We start from the raw sequence: 21047 nt of genomic DNA, 5'->3' as shown, positions 1-21047 counted from the left end.
TGGTTTGATACTTTTGTTATAGAATTAGCACTCGCTTATCGAGAGTGCTAACAGAGGTGATGATGATGTTAACAAATCGTCAGCTGCTGATCCTTCAGGTCATAATCAACGATTTTATTAAATCGGCGCAGCCGGTAGGGTCAAGAACTCTTTCGAAAAAAGATGAAATCACATTTAGCTCTGCAACAATAAGAAACGAGATGGCTGACTTGGAAGAATTGGGCTTCATTGAAAAAACCCATTCATCCTCAGGACGTGTTCCGTCAGAAAAAGGGTACCGGTACTATGTTGACCATTTGCTGTCACCCGTCAAACTGACAAAAAGCGATCTGGACCAAATCCACTCGATCTTCAAAGAGAAAATTTTCGAGCTGGAGAAGACAGTTCAAAAATCAGCGCAAATTTTGTCCGATCTGACGAATTATACATCCATCGTACTCGGGCCGAAGCTGAGTGAGAATTACCTTAAACAGATTCAAATCATACCGATTCAGCCCGATATGGCAGTAGCGATTCTCGTTACCAATACGGGGCATGTGGAAAACAAAACGATTAATTTTCCAGCCAAAATGGATCTGTCTGATATTGAAAAACTGGTAAATATACTAAACGACCGTTTAAGCGGTGTTCCAATGGATGAACTGAATGAGCGCATATTTAAGGAAGTCGTCATGTACCTAAGACAGCACATTACGAACTATGATAATATTCTTGACGCGCTTCGTTCAACCTTTCATTCCACAAGCCACGTCGAAAAATTGTTTTTCGGCGGAAAAATCAACATGCTGAACCAGCCGGAGTTCCATGATATTACTAGAGTTCGGTCGCTGCTCTCGTTAATCGAAAAAGAACAGGACGTTTTAAAGCTTGTTCAATCCCCACACACGGGAATTTCGATTAAAATCGGGAAAGAAAACGACTATGAAGAGATGGAAAACTGCAGTCTGATTACGGCTTCTTATTCTGTCGATCAGAAGCAGATCGGCTCAATTGCGATCATCGGCCCGACCCGCATGAACTATTCCAGGGTTGTCAGCCTGCTTCAGCATGTGACTTCGGACTTGTCAAAAGCATTAACAAGTTTGTATGATGAATAAGGGAATTTTGGCAAATTTTATCGAAGGGCAGCACCCGCCCTTCTCCTTACACTTTGAGGGAGGTGAACACAATGTCAGAAGAAAAACAAACCGTTGAACAAAACGAAACAGAAGAGCAAGAAGTCATTGAAGAACAAGCAGCCGCTGAAGAACAGCAGGAAGAAACAAATGAAAGCGAACTTCTTCAAAATCAAATTAACGAATTGCAAGGTTTGCTTGAGGAAAAAGAAAACAAACTTTTGCGTGTTCAAGCAGACTTTGAAAACTATAAACGACGCAGCCGTTTAGAGATGGAAGCGTCCCAAAAATACCGTTCTCAAAACATCGTGGCTGATTTGCTGCCGGCTCTTGACAGCTTTGAAAGAGCGCTTCAGGTTGAAGCCGACAATGAACAGACGAAAAGTTTGCTCCAAGGAATGGAAATGGTCCACCGTCAGCTCGTAGAAGCCTTGAAAAAAGAAGGTGTGGAAGCCATTGAAGCTGTAGGGCAGGAATTTGATCCTAATCTGCACCAAGCCGTTATGCAGGCTGAAGATGAAAACTACGGCTCCAACATTGTTGTTGAGGAAATGCAAAAAGGCTATAAGCTGAAGGATCGCGTCATTCGCCCTTCCATGGTCAAAGTGAATCAATAATTACATAGCAGGAGGTTATTCAAGTGAGTAAAGTTATCGGAATCGACTTAGGTACAACAAACTCATGTGTGGCAGTGCTTGAAGGCGGAGAGCCTAAAGTTATTGCTAACGCTGAAGGAAACCGCACAACGCCATCAGTTGTTGCATTCAAAAACGGCGAACGCCAAGTAGGGGAAGTGGCTAAACGCCAATCTATCACAAACCCTAACACAATCATGTCTGTTAAACGCCATATGGGTACAGATTATAAAGTTGAAATTGAAGGAAAAGATTACACTCCTCAAGAAGTGTCTGCTATCATCCTTCAACATCTTAAATCATACGCTGAGAGCTATCTTGGCGAAACAGTATCAAAAGCAGTTATCACAGTTCCTGCATACTTTAACGATGCTGAGCGTCAAGCAACAAAAGACGCTGGTAAAATTGCAGGTCTTGAAGTAGAACGTATCATCAACGAGCCGACTGCAGCAGCGCTTGCATACGGACTTGATAAAACAGATGAAGATCAAACGATCCTAGTATATGACCTTGGCGGCGGTACATTCGACGTTTCAATCCTTGAACTTGGCGACGGTGTATTCGAAGTTCGTTCAACTGCCGGCGACAACCGTCTTGGCGGGGATGATTTTGACCAAGTCATCATCGATCATCTTGTGTCTGAATTCAAAAAAGAAAACGGCATTGATTTGTCAAAAGACAAAATGGCGCTCCAGCGTTTGAAAGACGCAGCTGAAAAAGCGAAAAAAGATCTTTCCGGCGTTTCTTCTACGCAAATTTCTTTACCGTTTATCACAGCTGGAGAAGCAGGACCGCTTCACCTTGAACTTACATTAACCCGCGCTAAATTCGAAGAGCTTTCTTCTCATTTAGTAGAGCGCACAATGGGTCCTGTCCGTCAAGCGCTTCAAGATGCAGGACTTTCTGCAAGCGAAATCGACAAAGTCATCCTTGTCGGCGGATCAACTCGTATCCCTGCTGTACAAGAAGCAATCAAAAAAGAAACTGGAAAAGAAGCGCATAAAGGCGTAAACCCAGATGAAGTTGTAGCGCTTGGTGCTGCAATTCAGGGCGGCGTTATCACTGGTGATGTAAAAGACGTAGTTCTTCTTGACGTTACACCGCTTTCTCTCGGTATCGAAACAATGGGCGGCGTGTTCACAAAACTGATCGACCGCAACACGACGATCCCGACAAGCAAATCTCAAGTGTTCTCAACTGCTGCTGATAACCAAACAGCTGTTGATATCCATGTTCTTCAAGGTGAGCGCCCAATGTCTGCCGACAACAAAACACTCGGCCGCTTCCAGCTTACTGATATCCCGCCAGCACCGCGCGGCGTGCCTCAAATCGAAGTTTCTTTCGATATTGACAAAAACGGTATCGTAAACGTAAGAGCAAAAGACTTAGGCACAGGAAAAGAACAAAACATTACTATCAAATCTTCTTCAGGTCTTTCTGATGATGAGATCGAACGCATGGTAAAAGAAGCGGAAGAAAATGCTGATGCTGATGCGAAGAAAAAAGAAGAAATTGAAATCCGCAACGAAGCAGATCAGCTTGTTTTCCAAACTGAGAAAACATTAAAAGATCTTGAAGGCAAAGTGGACGAAGAACAAGTGAAAAAAGCCAACGATGCCAAAGACGCTTTAAAAGCAGCGATTGAGAAAAACGAATTTGAAGAAATCAAAGCGAAAAAAGATGAGCTTCAAACAATCGTTCAAGAGCTTTCTATGAAGCTTTATGAAGAAGCTGCTAAAGCACAGCAAGCTCAAGGCGGAGCAAACGCTGAAGGCAAAGCGGATGACAACGTTGTCGACGCTGAATACGAAGAAGTAAACGACGACCAAAACAAAAAATAAGTTCCTTTCCGAGTCAGTCCCCCTTCTGGGGCTGACCGAAAAGAACCCATTTCATAATCTGATTCAATGATTAGAAAGTCAAAGTCAGGCATCTCTTGGCTTTGACTTTTTTTCTTGCCCGGGATAAAAGGAATTGAAAAATCATAATTCAAAATGATACAATCTAATTTATGTGAGAAATTCGGGAGAGTGAAGCGAGATGAGTAAGCGTGATCACTATGAAGTGCTGGGAGTAAGTAAGAGCGCTTCAAAGGATGAAATTAAAAAAGCTTATCGGAAGCTGTCAAAAAAATATCATCCTGATATTAACAAAGAAGCCGGATCGGATGAAAAATTTAAAGAGGTAAAAGAAGCGTACGAAACCCTGTCAGATGACCAAAAACGTGCGCATTACGACCAATTTGGGCATACTGATCCTAATCAGGGCTTCGGCGGCGGAGGTTTTGGCGGCGGCGATTTCGGCGGTTTTGGTTTCGATGATATTTTCTCAAGTATTTTCGGCGGAGGCACAAGACGAAGAGATCCTAACGCACCGCGCCAAGGTGCCGATTTGCAGTATACGATGACCTTGTCGTTTGAGGATGCCGCTTTCGGTAAAGAAACGACCATCGAAATTCCGCGTGAGGAAACGTGCGACACATGTAAAGGTTCAGGTGCGAAACCTGGAACAACCCCTGAAACGTGCTCCCACTGCGGAGGCTCCGGCCAGTTAAACGTGGAGCAAAATACACCGTTTGGAAAAGTTGTTAACAGACGTGTCTGCCACCACTGTGAAGGTACGGGTAAAATTATTAAAGACAAATGTGCGGATTGCGGCGGCAAAGGAAAAATCAAAAAACGCAAAAAAATTAACGTGACAATTCCAGCCGGTGTAGATGACGGGCAGCAGCTTCGTCTCGCGGGACAGGGTGAACCAGGAGTAAACGGCGGCCCTGCCGGGGATTTATTTGTCGTGTTCCACGTGCGCGCCCACGAGTTTTTCGAGCGTGACGGCGATGATATTTACTGTGAAATGCCGTTAACGTTTGCTCAGGCTGCTCTCGGTGATGAAGTGGAAGTTCCGACGCTGCATGGAAAAGTGAAGTTGAAAATTCCAGCCGGTACACAAACAGGAACTAAATTCAGATTAAGAGGCAAAGGCGTTCAAAATGTCAGAGGCTATGGACAGGGTGACCAGCATATCGTCGTCCGCGTCGTTACGCCGACAAACCTGACAGATAAACAAAAAGACATTATCCGCGAATTTGCCGAGGTCAGCGGAAACCTGCCTGACGAACAGGAAATGAGTTTCTTTGACAAGGTAAAACGCGCGTTTAAAGGCGATTAATTATTGGATGAGGAGTTGGTAGTTTTGAAATGGTCCGAATTAAGCATTCACACAACACATGAAGCGGTCGAACCTATCTCAAATATATTGCATGAAGCTGGTGCAAGTGGGGTTGTGATAGAGGACCCGCTTGATTTAATTAAAGAACGTGAGAATGTGTACGGGGAAATCTACCAGCTCGACCCCAATGATTATCCAGACGAGGGTGTCATTGTTAAAGCATACCTGCCGGTTAACAGTTTTCTAGGCGAAACGGTGGATGGCATTAAAGAAACGATTAATAATCTGCTTCTTTACAATATTGATTTGGGCAGAAATCACATCACGATTTCTGAAGTGAATGAAGAAGAGTGGGCCACTGCCTGGAAAAAGTATTATCATCCTGTGAAAATTTCTGAAAAGTTTACAATTGTGCCGACGTGGGAGGAATATACGCCGGTCCATACAGATGAACTGATTATTGAGATGGACCCGGGAATGGCATTCGGTACAGGAACACACCCAACAACCGTACTGTGCATTCAGGCGCTTGAACGCTTTGTGCAAAAGGGCGATAAGGTGATTGATGTCGGTACAGGTTCCGGAATTTTAAGTATTGCGGCTGCAATGCTTGAGGCGGAATCGGTTCATGCCTACGATCTTGATCCCGTAGCTGTAGAAAGTGCACGCCTCAATCTCAAGCTGAACAAAGTGAGCGATACTGCTCAAGTGAAGCAAAATAATTTGTTAGACGGGATTGAAGGGGAACATGATGTGATTGTTGCCAACATTTTGGCTGAAGTCATTCTTCGCTTTACTTCACAAGCGTACAGCCTGTTAAAAGAAGGCGGCCATTTTATTACGTCAGGAATCATCGCCCATAAAAAACAAGAAGTAAAAGAAGCACTGGAACAAGCTGGCTTTACCATTGTAGAAATCCTTTCAATGGAAGATTGGGTCAGCATTATTGCGAAAAAATAACAGTTAGTAGGTGTCACAGCGTATGCAACGATATTTTATCGAGCTCACGAAGCAGCAAATGGAGGAAGCGCCGGCTTTTTCAATTACCGGCGAAGATGTTCATCATATTGTGAACGTGATGAGAATGAATGAGGGAGATCAGATTATCTGCTGCTCTCAGGACGGCTTCGAGGCAAAATGTGAGCTTCAATCTGTTTCCAAAGATAATGTGTCCTGTCTTGTGGTAGAATGGACGAATGAAAACAGAGAGCTTCCGATAAAGGTTTATATTGCGAGCGGCCTCCCGAAAGGAGATAAGCTTGAATGGATTATCCAAAAGGGGACGGAGCTTGGAGCTCATGCCTTTATTCCTTTCCAAGCCGCTCGTTCAGTTGTTAAGCTGGATGATAAAAAGGCAAAGAAAAAGCGGGAAAGATGGACGAAAATCGCGAAGGAAGCGGCTGAACAATCGTACCGTAACGAAGTGCCGCAAGTGATGGATGTCCATTCTTTTCAGCAGCTTCTTCAAAGGATGCAGGATTTCGATAAATGTGTCGTTGCATACGAGGAGTCATCGAAGCAAGGGGAAATAAGCGCATTCAGCGCGGTTGTAAGCAGCCTTCCGAAAGGATCATCCCTTTTGGTCGTTTTTGGTCCCGAAGGCGGTTTAACAGAAGCGGAGGTTGAACGGCTCACAGAGAAAGACGGTGTACCGTGCGGCCTTGGACCGAGAATTTTAAGGACAGAAACCGCTCCGCTATACGCGTTGAGTGCGATTTCTTATCAAACAGAGTTATTAAGAGGTGATCAATAATGGCAACTGTTGCTTTCCATACGCTTGGCTGTAAAGTCAACCATTATGAAACAGAAGCAATCTGGCAGCTTTTCAAAGAAGCGGGCTATGAAAGAAGAGACTTTGAACAAACAGCTGATGTATATGTCATCAATACATGTACGGTAACAAATACAGGAGATAAAAAAAGCCGCCAAGTGATCAGACGCGCCATTCGTCAAAATCCTGACGGTGTCATCTGTGTCACAGGCTGCTATGCGCAAACCTCGCCTGCTGAGATTATGGCGATCCCTGGTGTCGATATTGTAGTCGGAACACAGGACCGGGAAAAAATGCTCGGCTACATCGACCAATACCGAGAAGAACGCCAGCCGATTAACGGTGTCAGCAATATCATGAAAGCAAGAGTGTATGAGGAGCTTGATGTACCTGCTTTCACGGACCGGACAAGAGCGTCATTGAAAATACAGGAAGGCTGCAATAATTTCTGCACATTCTGTATCATTCCGTGGGCCCGCGGCCTGCTTCGCTCCCGCGATCCTGAAGAAGTCATTAAACAGGCGCAGCAGCTTGTCGATGCCGGATATAAAGAAATTGTTCTAACCGGTATTCATACAGGCGGCTACGGCGAAGATATGAAAGATTACAACTTCGCTAAACTCTTGAGAGAATTAGACACTCGTGTTGAAGGCGTTAAAAGGATCAGAATTTCTTCGATCGAGGCTAGCCAGATCACAGACGAAGTGATCGAGGTCTTAGACCGCTCAGATAAGATTGTGAATCATTTGCATATTCCTATCCAATCCGGATCAAACACAGTGCTTAAACGGATGAGACGTAAATATACGATGGAGTTTTTTGCAGACCGTTTAAACAAATTGAAAAAAGCATTGCCAGGCTTAGCTGTAACTTCTGACGTTATTGTAGGGTTCCCTGGGGAAACAGAAGAAGAATTTATGGAAACCTATAACTTTATTAAAGAACATAAATTCTCTGAACTGCATGTTTTCCCTTACAGTAAGCGCACAGGAACGCCAGCTGCGCGAATGGAAGACCAAGTGGATGAAAACGTGAAAAATGAACGTGTACACCGCCTGATTGCTCTTTCTGATCAACTTGCGAAGGAATACGCTTCTCAGTATGAAAATGAAGTGCTTGAGATTATCCCTGAGGAAGCGTATAAAGAAACAGAAGAAGAGAACATGTTTGTTGGTTACACAGACAACTATATGAAGGTTGTTTTCAAAGGAACGGAAGATATGATCGGCAAAATCGTGAAGATCAAAATCCAAAAAGCAGGTTATCCTTACAACGAAGGGCAATTTGTCCGTATTGTTGAGGACGAAATAACTGAACATATGCGTTTGTCTTCTTAATCTAAAAACCGGTGCATTTACATGCACTGGTTTTTTATTTAGCTGGAATAAGGAAGTGAATCAAGCGATAAAACAAGTTTGTAAGCGGAAGAAATAAAAGAGCTGTTACCACATTAAATAAAAGGCTGAAATGCGCGATCCTTTGTGCGGGATCAGGTGATAACTGTTCTACAAAGCCGGTCGCTGCTGTCAGAAAAGGAAATACAATAGCCACGCCCAGCACGTTAAATACCACATGGGCATACGCTGTCTGTTTCGCCGCATATCCGCCGGATACAGCAGCCATGACAGCTGTAATGCATGTCCCGATATTTGACCCGAGCACGACGCTCATCGCCTGTGTCAGTCCGATAATGCCTTCATTCATAAAGCTCATCAAAATACCGATGCAGACGGAGCTTGAGTGAATGATGGCAGTTAACACCATACCGATGAGCAATGCGGACCAGTTTGAATCGTTAACGTGGTATAGAACGTCGGCTCCCGTTTTCAGCTTTGTAAGCGGTCCTGCAAGGTGGCTAAACCCGCTGATGCAAAAAAAGATGATGCCCAGTCCGAGGAAGCTTGTTCCCAGCTGTCTTAAGGGATACCTGCCAGTCAGAAAAAACAATAAACCGCCTATCAAAAGAATCCAAATCAACACATCCATTTTGATGGCAATAAATTCAGTTGTAAAGGTCGACCCGACATTTGTTCCTAGAATCATCGGTATCGTTCTCTTAAAAGAAAGAACGCCTGCACTTACAAAGCCAATGACAATAACCATAAAGGCTGAACTGCTCTGAAGAATCCCCGTAAATACAATACTGATAAGAAACGCTTTTAACGGATGGTTCGTAAATAAAAGCAAACGTTCTTCAATTTTTGAGTACGCCATTGAAATTAAGCCTTTTCGAAGCATGTTCATGCCTGCGAGAAAGAATAATATAAGAGCAGTAAAACTGATCAGAATCAACATCTTATTCACCAACCCCTTTCCATCATTATATAGACAGGCAGTCGCGCTCATGACGGAAAAGTGAACTCACTTAGTTGACCTGACTGATGGCTTATATTATAATGTCAAAGTACATGTTTATATGTGTAACTTAAAGGTAGTCGATTGGTGTATTCGGAGGGAGGGAAAGAGAATGTCAAAAACGGTCGTTAGAAAAAACGAATCGCTTGAAGATGCTCTTCGTCGCTTCAAACGCAGTGTATCAAAGACAGGTACTTTGCAAGAAGCAAGAAAGCGTGAATTTTATGAAAAACCTAGCGTAAAGCGCAAGAAAAAGTCTGAAGCTGCTAGAAAACGCAAATTCTAAAAGAGGGTGGATTTATGAGTCTTCTTGAGCGTCTTAACCAGGATATGAAGCTATATATGAAAAACCGTGAGAAAGACAAACTGACTGTCGTTCGAATGGTTAAGGCTTCACTTCAAAATGAAGCAATTAAGCTTAAGAAAGACAGTTTGACCGAGGATGAGGAACTCACTGTCCTTTCTCGTGAACTTAAGCAACGTAAAGACTCCCTCCAGGAATTTTCAAACGCTAATCGTTTAGATTTAGTAGATAAAGTTCAAAAAGAGCTGGACATTTTAGAAGTTTATTTACCTGAGCAGCTGTCAGAAGAAGAGCTGCGTACAATCGTAAATGAAACCATCGCGGAGGTCGGTGCGAGCTCAAAAGCGGACATGGGCAAAGTGATGGGGGCAATTATGCCTAAAGTAAAAGGTAAAGCTGACGGAAGTTTAATTAATAAACTTGTGAGCAGTCAACTGTCTTAAATGGCAAAGAAAAGGACATCTTTCTAAGAGAGATGTCTTTTTTTATACATAAAAAAATGAAACCTTTGATACATTTGTTACGTATGAAGAGAAGGCACTTATTATAAAAGGAAGGAGGGATACACCGCCCTTGCTTCACATCAAAGGATTCCGTGTTGCTCTATTGAGCATATTTTTACTTTCTTTATTAGGCGTACAGCTGAACGCAAAAGCAGAGAAACAAACGGTTTATGTGATCCCGATTGAAAAAAATGTCGAACAGGGTCTCGCCTCGTTTTTGTCCCGTTCATTACAGGATGCAAAAGAAGCCCATGCTGATCATGTTATTCTTGATATCAATACGCCGGGAGGATTGGTCAAATCAGCTATTGATATAGCAGATTTGATAACCGAAAGCGAGATCCCTGTAACTGCATATGTAAACAAACGCGCGTTGTCAGCTGGTGCATATATTGCCCTGCAAGCCGATAACATTTATATGGCGCCCGGCGGAAAAATGGGAGCGGCCGCGATTATTGACGGTAAAGGCAATGTCGCTGACCAAAAAGCTGAATCGCTTTGGCTTGCAGAGATGGAAGATGCCGCAGTGAAGAATAATCGCGATCCAAAATATGCGCTCGCAATGGCTGACCCGGATATAGATGCCAAGGAAGTCGGCGCGCCGAAGGGTGATCTGCTGACACTTAACGCTGATAAGGCGATTGATGTTGGCTATTCAGAAGGCAATGCTGACAATTTATCCGTGCTCGTAAAGAAGCTTGGGTTTGAAAAAGCACACATCAGCTATGCAAAGGAAAGCTTTGCGGAAAAGACAGCAAGATGGCTGACGAACCCGGTCATTGTTCCTATTCTGCTGACAATCGCTTTTTTAGGTCTGACGGTGGAGCTTTTTTCCCCGGGTGTCGGCATACCTGGAACGATTGGATTCATTGCTTTGCTGCTGTTCTTTTACGGGCATCTCGCAGCCGGCCTTGCAGGATACGAAACGGTTCTCCTCTTTATAGCAGGGGTGATCCTCATCCTGCTTGAGATTTTCCTTCCCGGGGGAATCATTGGATTACTGGGCTTAGGAGCGATTATTGCGAGCCTGTTTTTAGCCGCGGGAAGCTTCACTGTCATGGCGGTTTCTCTCTTGATCGCCTCAGCTGTTTCTATTACAGCTTTCATTTTACTGACAAGGGTGTTGGGAAAGCGTATGAAATTCTTTAAGAAATTGATATTAAATGATTCTACAAATACGGAGAGCGGCTACGTATCAAATCAAACACGCACGGACTTAATGGGCAAAGTGGGTGTAACCTTTACACCGCTGCGTCCCGCCGGTACCGTCATTATTGATGATGAACGTCTTGACGTCGTTTCAGAGGGATCGTTTACAGAAAAAGATAAGAAAGTAAAAGTGATTAAAGTAGAAGGCTCACGCATTGTCGTGCGAGAAATTTAAACAGAAACGAGGAGAATAGATATGGATCCATCAACACTCATGATTCTGGCTATTATCGTAGTAGGAATCATTGTTTTAGCTGTATTTTTTACATTTGTGCCTGTGATGCTTTGGATTTCAGCGTTAGCAGCCGGAGTGAGAATCAGTATTTTCACTCTTGTAGGAATGAGGCTTCGCCGCGTCATACCGAACCGAGTGGTTAATCCGCTGATTAAAGCGCATAAAGCCGGACTCGACGTTGGAACAAACCAGCTTGAAAGCCACTATCTTGCCGGAGGAAACGTTGACAGAGTTGTCAATGCCCTGATCGCTGCTCAGCGAGCCAACATTGAACTCACATTCGAACGCTGTGCTGCTATTGATCTTGCCGGCCGTGACGTATTGGAAGCCGTGCAGATGAGTGTTAACCCTAAGGTGATTGAAACACCATTTATTGCCGGTGTTGCCATGGACGGGATTGAAATGAAAGCGAAAGCGAGAATCACAGTAAGAGCGAATATCGAACGCCTCGTCGGGGGAGCAGGGGAAGAAACCATTGTAGCCCGTGTCGGCGAAGGGATTGTCTCTACAATCGGTTCATCTGATAATCATAAAAAAGTGCTTGAAAACCCTGATATGATTTCTCAGACAGTCCTTGGAAAAGGATTGGACTCAGGAACTGCGTTTGAAATTCTCTCGATTGATATTGCTGATGTTGACATCGGTAAAAATATCGGTGCGATCTTACAAACCGATCAGGCTGAGGCTGATAAAAACATCGCGCAAGCAAAAGCGGAAGAACGCCGTGCGATGGCTGTCGCTCAGGAACAGGAAATGCGCGCCCGCGTAGAAGAAATGCGCGCGAAAGTGGTAGAAGCCGAAGCGGAAGTACCGCTTGCGATGGCAGAAGCTTTACGTGAAGGGAATATTGGCGTCATGGACTACATGAATATCAAAAACATCGATGCTGACACAGAAATGCGTGATTCATTCGGCAAGCTGACGAAAGATTCGTCTGATGAAGACCGCAAATCATAATCTCTCTAAGAAGGGAGAACTCTGATGGAAGATATACTGACCAATCCGCTTATTATTGCAGTGATTATCGGAATCATTTCTGCGATTTTCGGCAAAAAGAACAAAGAAGAAAAGAAAAGCAGCCAAAACAGAAAAGAACCTCAGCAGATGCAAACTGCTTCTCCTCAAAAGAAGCAGGCAGAAGAAGTATCTGTCCCTATTCCTAACCGCATGGAACAGGTAAGACGGGAAGCGGAAGAAAGACGCAGGGAAACAGAAAGAAACCTGAAAGGGCTGGAACGTGATCTTACTGCAGGTAAACAAAAAGCAGTATACACAAAACAAAAAATGCTCCAGGTTAATAAAGACACTGTGGTACAGGGGATCGTCTTAGGAGAGGTATTCGGGCCTCCAAGGGCGAAAAAACCTCACCATACGATGCGCTCGGCCCGTAAAAATTAAAGTGTTAGAACCTCCTTTCAAATCATACATATGAGATGAAAGGGGGTTCTTTTTGTATGGGGCAAAGAAAGAATCGTGTGAAAGCTTGGCTGACAAGAGCATTGGAAATTCCCCCGGACGTTATGATGGATCTGCCGCGGATTACAATGGTTGGCAGACTTCATATCTACATAGAAAACCACAGAGGCCTTTTGCTTTTCAGTGAGAATGAAGTGAGGCTGATGCTGAAGCAGGGCCAGTGCATCATATCAGGAAAAAACTTTGTCATCAAGGCGATTCTTCCGGAAGAAATTCTTTTGGAGGGTACGATTGATGTCGTTCGATATGTTGAGTCATAAAGCCGAGGGGGAAATGTTGTGAAAAATAAATGGCTGTCTTTTTTTTCGGGTAAGGTCCAGCTTGAATTGACGGGAAGAGGGATTGAACGGCTTCTTAATGAATGCACAAGACAGGGGATTCCGGTCTTTCATGTCAAAAAAAAGAAAGAAGCCGTATCGTTATATATACAGCTTCAGGATGTACATGCCTTTCGGCGGGTGAGAAGAAAATTTAAATGTAAAGCCCGATTTATTAATAGGAAGGGATTCCCTTTCCTGTTGCTGAAATCAAAGCTGAATATAGGGTTTACGATCGGTTTTGCAATGTTTTTCATCCTTTTGTTTTTGCTTTCCAATATGGTGTGGAAAATTGATGTGACAGGCGCTAAGCCTGAAACGGAACATCAAATGATGCAGCATCTTAATGAAATCGGCGTCAAAAAGGGACATCTGCAGTTTTTAATGATGTCGCCCGAAAAAATACAAAAATCGTTAACCAATGGAATAGACAATATCACCTGGGTCGGTGTTGATCTGAAGGGGACGACCATTCATATGAAAGTCGTGGAGAAAAATGAGCCCGAAAAAGAAAAGTATGTAAGCCCGCGCGATATTGTCGCCAAAAAGAAAGCAACCATTACAAGAATGTTTGTGCAAAAAGGACAGCCGATGGCCGCAATCCACGATCATGTGGAAAAGGGACAGCTGCTTGTTTCGGGACTCATTGGCAGCGAAGAGCAACAGCAGGAAGTCGCCTCAAAAGCAGAAATTTACGGAGAAACCTGGTACAGATCTGAAGTGACAGTCCCGCTTGAAACATTATTTAACGTCTATACGGGCAAAGTAAGGACAAAGCACAAGCTTTCTTTTGGCTCTTTGGCCATCCCGATCTGGGGTATGACGTTTAAAAAAGAGGAATTGAAGCACCCAAAAACAGAACAAGAAAAGCATTCGCTGAATTTTCTCGGATTTAAGCTCCCTATATCTTATATCAAAGAGCAAACGAGAGAAAGTGAAGAAGCTTTGCGAAAATATACGAAAGAAGAAGCAGTTCAAGAAGGCATAAAAATGGGTAAACTGGATGTAGAGGATAAAATAGGCGAAAACGGCGAGGTGAAAAGTGAAAAAGTTTTGCACCAGACTGTTGAGAATGGTAAAGTAAAGTTGATTATTCTCTACCAAGTTATAGAAGATATCGTTCAAACCACACCTATTGTCAGGGAGACTGAAGAATGACAGAACATTTACTTGCGATGAATCAAAAACTGAAAAGCCCGGACGAGGCGCTTTCACTGTTCGGGAACCAAGATTCTTTTTTGAAATTGATGGAGAAAGATCTGAATGTAAATATCATTACGCGCGGCGAAACGATTTATGTTTCAGGCGATGAAGAATCGTTTCAGATTGCAGATAAGCTGCTGGGATCGCTCCTCGCTTTAATTCGCAGGGGGATAGAGATCTCTGAACGTGATGTGATTTACGCCGTCAAAATGGCAAAGAAGAATGAACTTGAATACTTTGAAAGCATGTACGAAGAAGAAATTACAAAAAACGCAAAAGGCAAATCAATCCGTGTAAAAACGATAGGACAGCGGGAATACGTGGCCGCCATGAAGCGGAATGACCTTGTATTCGGCATCGGCCCGGCGGGAACCGGGAAAACGTACCTGGCTGTCGTAAAAGCAGTCCATGCTTTAAAAAACGGACATATCAAAAAAATCATTTTAACAAGACCTGCCGTGGAAGCCGGTGAAAGCCTCGGTTTTCTGCCAGGTGACCTCAAAGAGAAAGTAGATCCTTATTTGCGCCCGCTGTATGACGCTCTTCATGATGTGCTTGGGGCAGATCATACAGAACGTCTAATGGAAAGAGGCATCATTGAAATTGCTCCGCTTGCATATATGAGGGGACGGACGCTTGATGATGCTTATGTTATACTTGATGAAGCACAGAATACCACGCCTGCTCAAATGAAAATGTTTTTGACGAGACTGGGCTTTGGCTCTAAAATGATCATTACAGGTGACGTTAGCCAAATTGATCTGCCGAAAGGCGTCAAATCGGGACTTGCAGTAGCGAAGGAGATGCTGAGGGGAATAGACGGCATTTCTATGATTGAGCTAGACCAGACAGACGTGGTCAGACATCCGCTTGTTGCGAAAATTATTGAAGCATACGATAAGCAAAATTAATGCTGAATGACCCGATCGCGCGTTATCGGGTCATTTTTATGATTGCTTATGGGCTTGATGTTTCAAGAGGAGGTTCTTGTGTTGAAAAAGAAGGGGAAGACCAAAAGCAGACCAAACAAATGGAGCAGCTTTAAAAATGCCCGCTCCATGCATGTCCTGCTGTATCTTCTGCTGGCTGCCATTATGTTTGCTTTGCTCTTTGTACATGTTAAGCCGGAAACACTTGATTTAGACCTGTTTTCAGTCAGCGACAAGACCATTTATGCTCCGGCAACCGTGGAAGATCAAAAAGCCACAGAGGAAAAAAAGCAAGCCGCTGAGGACGCGGTTGAAGATCAATATACATTGAAAAAAGAATATACAGACAATCGGATTGACCTTGTGTCATCTATATTCGACAGTATCAGCGAAGTGAAAAAATCGGCGGAAGAAGACAGCAAATCACCGTCGGAAAAATCAATGGTTAAGTCTGTGAAGAACAAACTGACGTCAGATGTGAATGATTCTATTTCAGAGGATTCCATCAAGACATTGCTGAAAGCAGACAGTGAAGACTTTTCTTTCGTCAGAGATACGGTCATTACGGCAGTGAATACGGTGATGAGCAGTGAAATCCCGTCGGATAAACTATCTGATGCAAAGGATAAAGTAGAAAAAGAGCTAAAGAGCAATTCTATTCCGTCTAAATACTTAGGAGCTGCGACAGAAATCGGGCGTTTTGCTATTATTCCGAATTACGTCTTCGATCCGAAAGCGACAGAGGCAAAGCGTCAGGAAGCGTCAGACAATGTCCAGCAGGTTCAGATCAAACAGGGCCAGGTGCTCGTGGAAGAAAATGACCTCATTGATCGGGAAGTGTACAGAAAACTCGAGCTGACCGGGTTGTTAAATAACTCAAATCTCTTTAAGCCGATCAGCGGCCTATTGATTATGATCGGACTTTTCATTGCAACACTTGTATATTATTTTGAAAAACAGAAACAAAACCTGAAGGTTAAAAACCAATCCATCCTGCTTTTCTCCATTATCACAACGCTTTTGCTTGTGATCATGGAGGTCGTCAGTTTATTTCAGAAGATGGAATATAATAATATCGGTTATCTTGTTCCTATTGCGGCCGGCGCGATCTTAATCAAACTGCTGATGAATGAACGCATCGCCATTTTGGGAAGTATCATTCTTGCGATTTGCGGAAGTATGATGTTTAATCAGGGTGTGACAGGAACATTCAATTATGTCATCGGAATTTATTATTTGATCAGCGGGATTTCAGGTGTTTTATTTTTAGGAAAACACAATGCCAGATCAAAGATTTTGCAGACCGGGCTTTTCGTGGCGTTTATCAATATGGTTGTCGTTCTTTCCTTATTATTGATCCAAAACACTGCGCTGTCGGGCCTTGAAATCGGCACGTTAATGCTGATGGGGGTTGTATCAGGATTTGCTTCGTCTGTATTGATCATCGGGCTGATGCCGTTTTTTGAGACAGGCTTTGGCATTTTATCCACTATGAGGCTGATCGAGCTGTCTAATCCTAACCATCCGTTGCTACGCAAAATACTAACAGAAACACCAGGTACATATCATCACAGTGTAATGGTCGCCAATTTGTCAGAGGCAGCCTGTGAGGCGGTTGGGGCTAATGGCTTGCTTGCAAGAGTCGGCGCGTATTACCACGATCTCGGAAAAACAAAGCGGCCGCAATATTTTATTGAGAACCAAATGAATATTGATAATCCGCATGACAAGCTGTCTCCTCAGCTAAGTAAAAATATCATCATTTCGCATACCACTGACGGTGCGAACATGCTGAGAAGCTATAAATTTCCGAAAGAGCTTGTCGACATTGCTGAGCAGCATCATGGAACCTCGCTTTTAAAGTTCTTTTATTATAAAGCGAAGGAAAAAGGCGATCAGATTACAGAAGAAGAGTTCCGTTATCCGGGACCGAAGCCGCAGTCAAAGGAAGCTGCGATTATATCAGTGGCTGACAGTGTTGAAGCGGCCGTCAGATCCATGCATAATCCAAACCCTGAACGAATTGAAAAGCTTGTCCGGGGTATTATATCCGATAAGCTGCAGGACGGACAGTTCAGCGAATGCGATTTGACATTTAAAGAGCTTGATACAATCGCAAAAACGCTCTGTGCAACATTAAAAGGAATTTTCCACTCCCGGATCGAATATCCGGAGGCTACTAAGAAGGTGAAATAGATGAGTTTACTGATTGATATCGTTGATGAAACGGGGAGTGTCTCAGAAGAGATGCTCAAAGAAGTAGAAAATCTGCTTCAATTTGCCGCTGAGCGTGAAGGTGTTCAGGATCAGGCTGAAGTTTCTGTCACGATTGTTACCAATGAAGACATACAGCAGATTAATAAAGACTATCGCGGAAAGGATGCGCCGACAGACGTCATCTCATTTGCTCTTGAAGAAGAGGGAGAAGGCGAGGTTGAAATCGTAGGCGCGGAAATGCCGCCGGTTTTAGGTGATATTATCATCAGTGCAGATCGCACAAGGGAGCAGGCCGAAGAGTATAATCATTCTTTTAAGAGAGAGCTCGGGTTTCTTGCCGTGCACGGATTTCTGCATCTTTTAGGATATGACCATATGACGAAAGAGGAAGAAGAGGAGATGTTTACTAAGCAAAAGGATTTGCTGGACGCTTATGGACTCAAGAGATCATAGAAATGAGCTGAAGCGATTCTTCAAAAGCTTTGTGCATGCAGGCCGGGGCATATGGGAAACAGCGCGGACGGAGCGGAATTTCCAATTTCATGCCGCAGCCGCCTGCGCTGTTCTCATTTGCGGCTTCCTTGTGGAGCTCAGCCCGATTGAGTGGGCAATTATTTTCCTTTTGATCGGCGGAATGTTTTCGCTTGAGCTTTTAAATACAGCCATTGAACATACGGTTGATTTAATAACAGACAAACATCATCCTCTTGCTAAAGCGGCTAAGGACGCTGCCGCCGGGGCTGTTTGCGTTTTTGCTGTCATTTCGTGTATCATTGGTTTACTTATTTTTTTGCCAAAGCTGTAATGGCTGAAAATTCTTACATTTATTTTACATTTTTAGAAATGGGCGTGAAAAAAAGCGCGCGATTATGTAAAATATAAAGTGATAGCGGTACCATTAAAGGTAAGAGAGGAACATGTACACATGAACAAACAAGAATTAATAACAGAAGCTTTAAAAGCGCGTGATATGGCATATGCGCCGTATTCCAAGTTTCAAGTAGGAGCCGCTCTTCTTACCAAGGATGGAAAAGTGTACAAAGGCTGCAACATCGAGAACGCGGCATACAGCATGTGCAATTGCGCTGAGCGTACCGCTTTATTTAAAGCTGTTTCTGAAGGGGATACAGAGTTTCAGATGCTGGCCGTTGCGGCTGACACCCCTGGACCGGTATCTCCGTGCGGAGCCTGCCGCCAGGTGATTTCTGAGCTTTGCACAAAGGACGTTATTGTCGTACTGACTAATTTACAAGGACAAATAAAAGAAATGACTGTGGAAGAATTATTGCCAGGCGCATTTTCATCGGAGGATTTACATGACGAACGAAAGTTTTAAATCAGGATTTGTATCCATTATTGGAAGACCAAACGTAGGAAAGTCTACATTTTTGAACAGAGTCATTGGACAAAAAATTGCGATCATGAGCGATAAGCCCCAAACGACGAGAAACAAGGTGCAAGGAGTTCTGACGACAGGCACATCACAAACTATTTTTATTGACACACCAGGGATTCATAAGCCTAAGCATAAACTTGGGGACTTTATGATGAAAGTGGCACAAAATACATTAAAAGAAGTCGATTTGATCTTGTTTATGATCAATGCAGAGGAAGGCTACGGGAAGGGCGACGAATTCATCATTGAGAAATTGCAGAAGATGTCTACGCCTGTATTTTTAATCGTAAACAAAATTGACAAAATTCATCCTGATCAATTGCTTCTGTTAATTGACGAATACCGCGGACGTTATCCTTTTAAGGAAATTGTTCCGATTTCTGCTTTAGAAGGAAATAATATCGAAACATTGCTCGCCCAGATTGAAGCATATTTGCCGGAAGGGCCGCAATTCTATCCAAGTGACCAGGTAACTGACCACCCGGAGCGCTTTATCATTTCTGAATTAATCAGAGAAAAGGTGCTGCATCTGACGAGAGAAGAAATCCCGCACAGCATTGCGGTGGCCATCGAATCCATAAAAGGGCAGGACAACGGTTCTGTGCATGTAGCGGCAACGATTGTGGTCGAACGTGATTCTCAAAAAGGCATTGTGATCGGGAAAAAAGGAAGTCTGCTGAAAGAGGTCGGAAAAAGAGCGAGAGCGGATATTGAAGCATTGTTAGGCTCCCGTGTCTACCTTGAATTGTGGGTCAAAGTGCAGAAAGACTGGCGCAATAAAATGTCCCAGCTTCGCGATTTTGGCTTCAAAGAGGACGAATATTAATCTCTTGCTGTGTCATTATCTCACAGGAACAGGGATGCATTAGCAAATTTTGTTTAACATGAAATGGAGGACATCTGGTCAAGATAAAGGTAAGAATTTGGAGTTTAGGTAAGCTAGTTTAACTACAGAAAGGTGGGTTTCTTGTGTTGAATTTTACCTGGAACGTATTTTCTCAAACAGGAAATGTTGATACGTATCTTCTTTTTAAAGAGCTGGAAAAAGAGAACATGGAAAGACCCGAAGAACTAGAAGATGAGCTAGCCCGATTTGATTATCCAATTTTATAAACCTCTTGGCCGCTCCTGCTTTAGGAAGGTGCGGAAATGCTGACAAAATGTGAAGGAATCGTTCTTCGCACAAACGATTACGGAGAGACGAATAAAATCGTTACTTTACTGACAAGAGAACACGGAAAAATAGGTGTTATGGCAAGAGGCGCCAAAAAACCGAACAGCCGTTTATCAGCAGTCAGCCAGCCCTTTTTGTATGGTTCATTCTTAATGCAAAAAACAACGGGCCTCGGAACGCTTCAGCAGGGTGAAATGATCCTCAGCATGAGAGGCATCAGGGAAGATTTGTTTTTAACAGCATATGCTGCGTATATTGCTGAGCTAGTCGACAGAGGCACAGAAGAAAAAAAGCCAAACCCTTTCTTGTTTGAATTCATTTTAGAATCGTTTAAACAGCTGAATGAAGGAACAGATCCGGATGTCATCACCTTCATTGTTCAAATGAAGATGCTCGGTGTCATGGGGCTGTATCCCGAGCTGAATCACTGTGTGCATTGTAAAAGCCAGGACGGGACATTTCATTTCTCTGTCCGTGATAACGGGTTTATTTGCCATCGCTGTTTTGAAAAAGATCCTTACAGGATTCCGATTAAACCGCAAACGGCAAGGCTGTTGAGGCTGTTTTATTACTTCGATCTGTCGAGGCTGGGCAATGTGTCCTTAAAACAGGAAACAAAAGCTGAATTGAAGCAAGTGATTGATTTATATTATGAGGAATATTCAGGGTTATATTTAAAATCAAAGCGCTTTTTAGATCAAATGGAAAGCATGAAACATCTTATGGGTGAAAACAAAAGTTGACATCTGGTCCATCTTTTTATATGATCATTTATTATAAAATATGTTGCAGTGAGAGAAAGAAGTACTTGCGTTTACCTCATGAAAGCGACCTTAGGGCGGTGTAAGCTAAGGATGAGCGCGCAACGAAAGGCATTCTTGAGCAATTTTAAAAAAAGAGGCTGGGATTTTGATCTCAGCAACTAGGGTGGAACCGCGGGAGAACTCTCGTCCCTATGTTTGCGGCTGGCAAGCATAGAGACGGGAGTTTTTTGGTTGCTGCCGCAGTCATCTTATGAAGGAAAAGTGGAGGTGCTTGAA

General features: G+C 43.4%; 23 protein-coding genes and 1 other annotated feature. Of the genes, 22 read left to right on the top strand and 1 reads right to left on the bottom strand.

All coding sequences use genetic code 11. The features are described 5' to 3' along the window. The first annotated feature begins 65 nt into the window (after window positions 1–65). The 7 genes from hrcA to mtaB all read left to right on the top strand — a co-directional run bounded on the left by hrcA (window position 66) and on the right by mtaB (window position 8026). Window positions 66–1097, top strand: a complete 1032-nt coding sequence (hrcA, locus tag BSI_RS15525; RefSeq protein WP_003237098.1) for a heat-inducible transcriptional repressor HrcA — start codon at window positions 66–68, stop codon at window positions 1095–1097. Window positions 1098–1168: 71 nt separating this feature from the next. Then, window positions 1169–1732, top strand: a complete 564-nt coding sequence (gene grpE, locus BSI_RS15530; RefSeq protein ID WP_003237097.1) for a nucleotide exchange factor GrpE — start codon at window positions 1169–1171, stop codon at window positions 1730–1732. Between the two features lie 23 nt (window positions 1733–1755). Next, a complete protein-coding gene (dnaK, locus tag BSI_RS15535; protein ID WP_003237096.1) occupies window positions 1756–3591 on the top strand; it encodes a molecular chaperone DnaK in 1836 nt (611 codons plus the stop codon). 199 nt (window positions 3592–3790) lie between these two features. Beyond that, window positions 3791–4918 (top strand): molecular chaperone DnaJ, encoded by a 1128-nt coding sequence (gene dnaJ, locus BSI_RS15540; protein ID WP_003237095.1) that lies wholly within the window; start codon window positions 3791–3793, stop codon window positions 4916–4918. Between the two features lie 24 nt (window positions 4919–4942). After that, window positions 4943–5878 (top strand): 50S ribosomal protein L11 methyltransferase, encoded by a 936-nt coding sequence (gene prmA / locus BSI_RS15545; protein ID WP_003237094.1) that lies wholly within the window; start codon window positions 4943–4945, stop codon window positions 5876–5878. A 22-nt stretch (window positions 5879–5900) separates the two neighbouring features. Beyond that, window positions 5901–6671, top strand: a complete 771-nt coding sequence (locus BSI_RS15550; protein ID WP_003237093.1) for a 16S rRNA (uracil(1498)-N(3))-methyltransferase — start codon at window positions 5901–5903, stop codon at window positions 6669–6671. Then, complete coding sequence (gene mtaB / locus BSI_RS15555) at window positions 6671–8026, top strand: tRNA (N(6)-L-threonylcarbamoyladenosine(37)-C(2))-methylthiotransferase MtaB (protein ID WP_003237091.1); 1356 nt, start codon at window positions 6671–6673, stop codon at window positions 8024–8026. Before BSI_RS15550 ends, mtaB begins: the two co-directional genes overlap by 1 nt. Before the next feature lie 34 nt (window positions 8027–8060). Here the strand turns inward: mtaB and BSI_RS15560 are convergent, their stop codons facing one another. Continuing rightward, complete coding sequence (locus BSI_RS15560) at window positions 8061–8984, bottom strand: Na/Pi symporter (protein ID WP_003237089.1); 924 nt, start codon at window positions 8982–8984, stop codon at window positions 8061–8063. Between the two features lie 172 nt (window positions 8985–9156). On the opposite strand from BSI_RS15560, the gene rpsU reads away from it, so the two are divergent. The 15 genes from rpsU to recO all read left to right on the top strand — a co-directional run bounded on the left by rpsU (window position 9157) and on the right by recO (window position 20750). Next, window positions 9157–9330 (top strand): 30S ribosomal protein S21, encoded by a 174-nt coding sequence (gene rpsU, locus BSI_RS15565; protein WP_003152957.1) that lies wholly within the window; start codon window positions 9157–9159, stop codon window positions 9328–9330. Between the two features lie 14 nt (window positions 9331–9344). Further along, complete coding sequence (locus BSI_RS15570; RefSeq protein WP_003230022.1) at window positions 9345–9791, top strand: GatB/YqeY domain-containing protein; 447 nt, start codon at window positions 9345–9347, stop codon at window positions 9789–9791. Window positions 9792–9921: 130 nt separating this feature from the next. After that, a complete protein-coding gene (locus tag BSI_RS15575) occupies window positions 9922–11235 on the top strand; it encodes an NfeD family protein (RefSeq protein ID WP_003237087.1) in 1314 nt (437 codons plus the stop codon). 21 nt (window positions 11236–11256) lie between these two features. Beyond that, a complete protein-coding gene (gene floA, locus BSI_RS15580; RefSeq protein ID WP_003237085.1) occupies window positions 11257–12252 on the top strand; it encodes a flotillin-like protein FloA in 996 nt (331 codons plus the stop codon). Between the two features lie 24 nt (window positions 12253–12276). Then, window positions 12277–12693: a YqfB family membrane protein gene (locus tag BSI_RS15585; protein WP_003237083.1), complete on the top strand. Its 417-nt coding sequence runs from the start codon at window positions 12277–12279 to the stop codon at window positions 12691–12693. Window positions 12694–12749: 56 nt separating this feature from the next. After that, window positions 12750–13031: a sporulation protein YqfC gene (gene yqfC, locus BSI_RS15590; RefSeq protein ID WP_003237082.1), complete on the top strand. Its 282-nt coding sequence runs from the start codon at window positions 12750–12752 to the stop codon at window positions 13029–13031. Window positions 13032–13049: 18 nt separating this feature from the next. After that, window positions 13050–14246, top strand: coding sequence for a sporulation protein YqfD (gene yqfD / locus BSI_RS15595; protein WP_003237080.1), 1197 nt, complete (start codon window positions 13050–13052; stop codon window positions 14244–14246). After that, on the top strand, window positions 14243–15202 hold the full coding sequence (locus tag BSI_RS15600; protein ID WP_003237078.1) for a PhoH family protein: 960 nt from the start codon (window positions 14243–14245) through the stop codon (window positions 15200–15202). Before yqfD ends, BSI_RS15600 begins: the two co-directional genes overlap by 4 nt. 78 nt (window positions 15203–15280) lie before the next feature. Further along, complete coding sequence (pgpH, locus tag BSI_RS15605) at window positions 15281–17416, top strand: cyclic-di-AMP phosphodiesterase PgpH (RefSeq protein WP_080010837.1); 2136 nt, start codon at window positions 15281–15283, stop codon at window positions 17414–17416. After that, the gene (ybeY, locus tag BSI_RS15610) at window positions 17417–17890 is read left to right on the top strand and encodes an rRNA maturation RNase YbeY (RefSeq protein WP_003237071.1); all 474 of its coding nucleotides are present in this window, start codon (window positions 17417–17419) and stop codon (window positions 17888–17890) included. Continuing rightward, a complete protein-coding gene (locus BSI_RS15615; protein WP_003237069.1) occupies window positions 17871–18242 on the top strand; it encodes a diacylglycerol kinase family protein in 372 nt (123 codons plus the stop codon). The genes ybeY and BSI_RS15615 overlap by 20 nt, the downstream gene beginning before the upstream one ends. A 120-nt stretch (window positions 18243–18362) precedes the next feature. After that, complete coding sequence (locus tag BSI_RS15620; protein WP_003237067.1) at window positions 18363–18773, top strand: cytidine deaminase; 411 nt, start codon at window positions 18363–18365, stop codon at window positions 18771–18773. After that, a complete protein-coding gene (era, locus tag BSI_RS15625) occupies window positions 18754–19659 on the top strand; it encodes a GTPase Era (protein WP_003226207.1) in 906 nt (301 codons plus the stop codon). The genes BSI_RS15620 and era overlap by 20 nt, the downstream gene beginning before the upstream one ends. A 143-nt stretch (window positions 19660–19802) precedes the next feature. Next, window positions 19803–19946, top strand: coding sequence for a YqzL family protein (locus BSI_RS15630; RefSeq protein WP_003230053.1), 144 nt, complete (start codon window positions 19803–19805; stop codon window positions 19944–19946). A 36-nt stretch (window positions 19947–19982) separates the two neighbouring features. Further along, entirely contained in the window at window positions 19983–20750 is a 768-nt protein-coding gene (gene recO / locus BSI_RS15635) for a DNA repair protein RecO (protein WP_003237065.1), read from the top strand. 39 nt (window positions 20751–20789) lie between these two features. Continuing rightward, window positions 20790–20965: a binding site (T-box leader), on the top strand. Window positions 20966–21047: the final 82 nt, after the last annotated feature.

This window comes from Bacillus inaquosorum KCTC 13429 (assembly GCF_000332645.1).
Classification (GTDB): Bacteria; Bacillota; Bacilli; order Bacillales; family Bacillaceae; genus Bacillus; species Bacillus inaquosorum.
The sequence above is the reverse complement of the archived record's forward strand: the minus strand, read 5'-3'. Positions and strand labels throughout refer to the sequence as shown.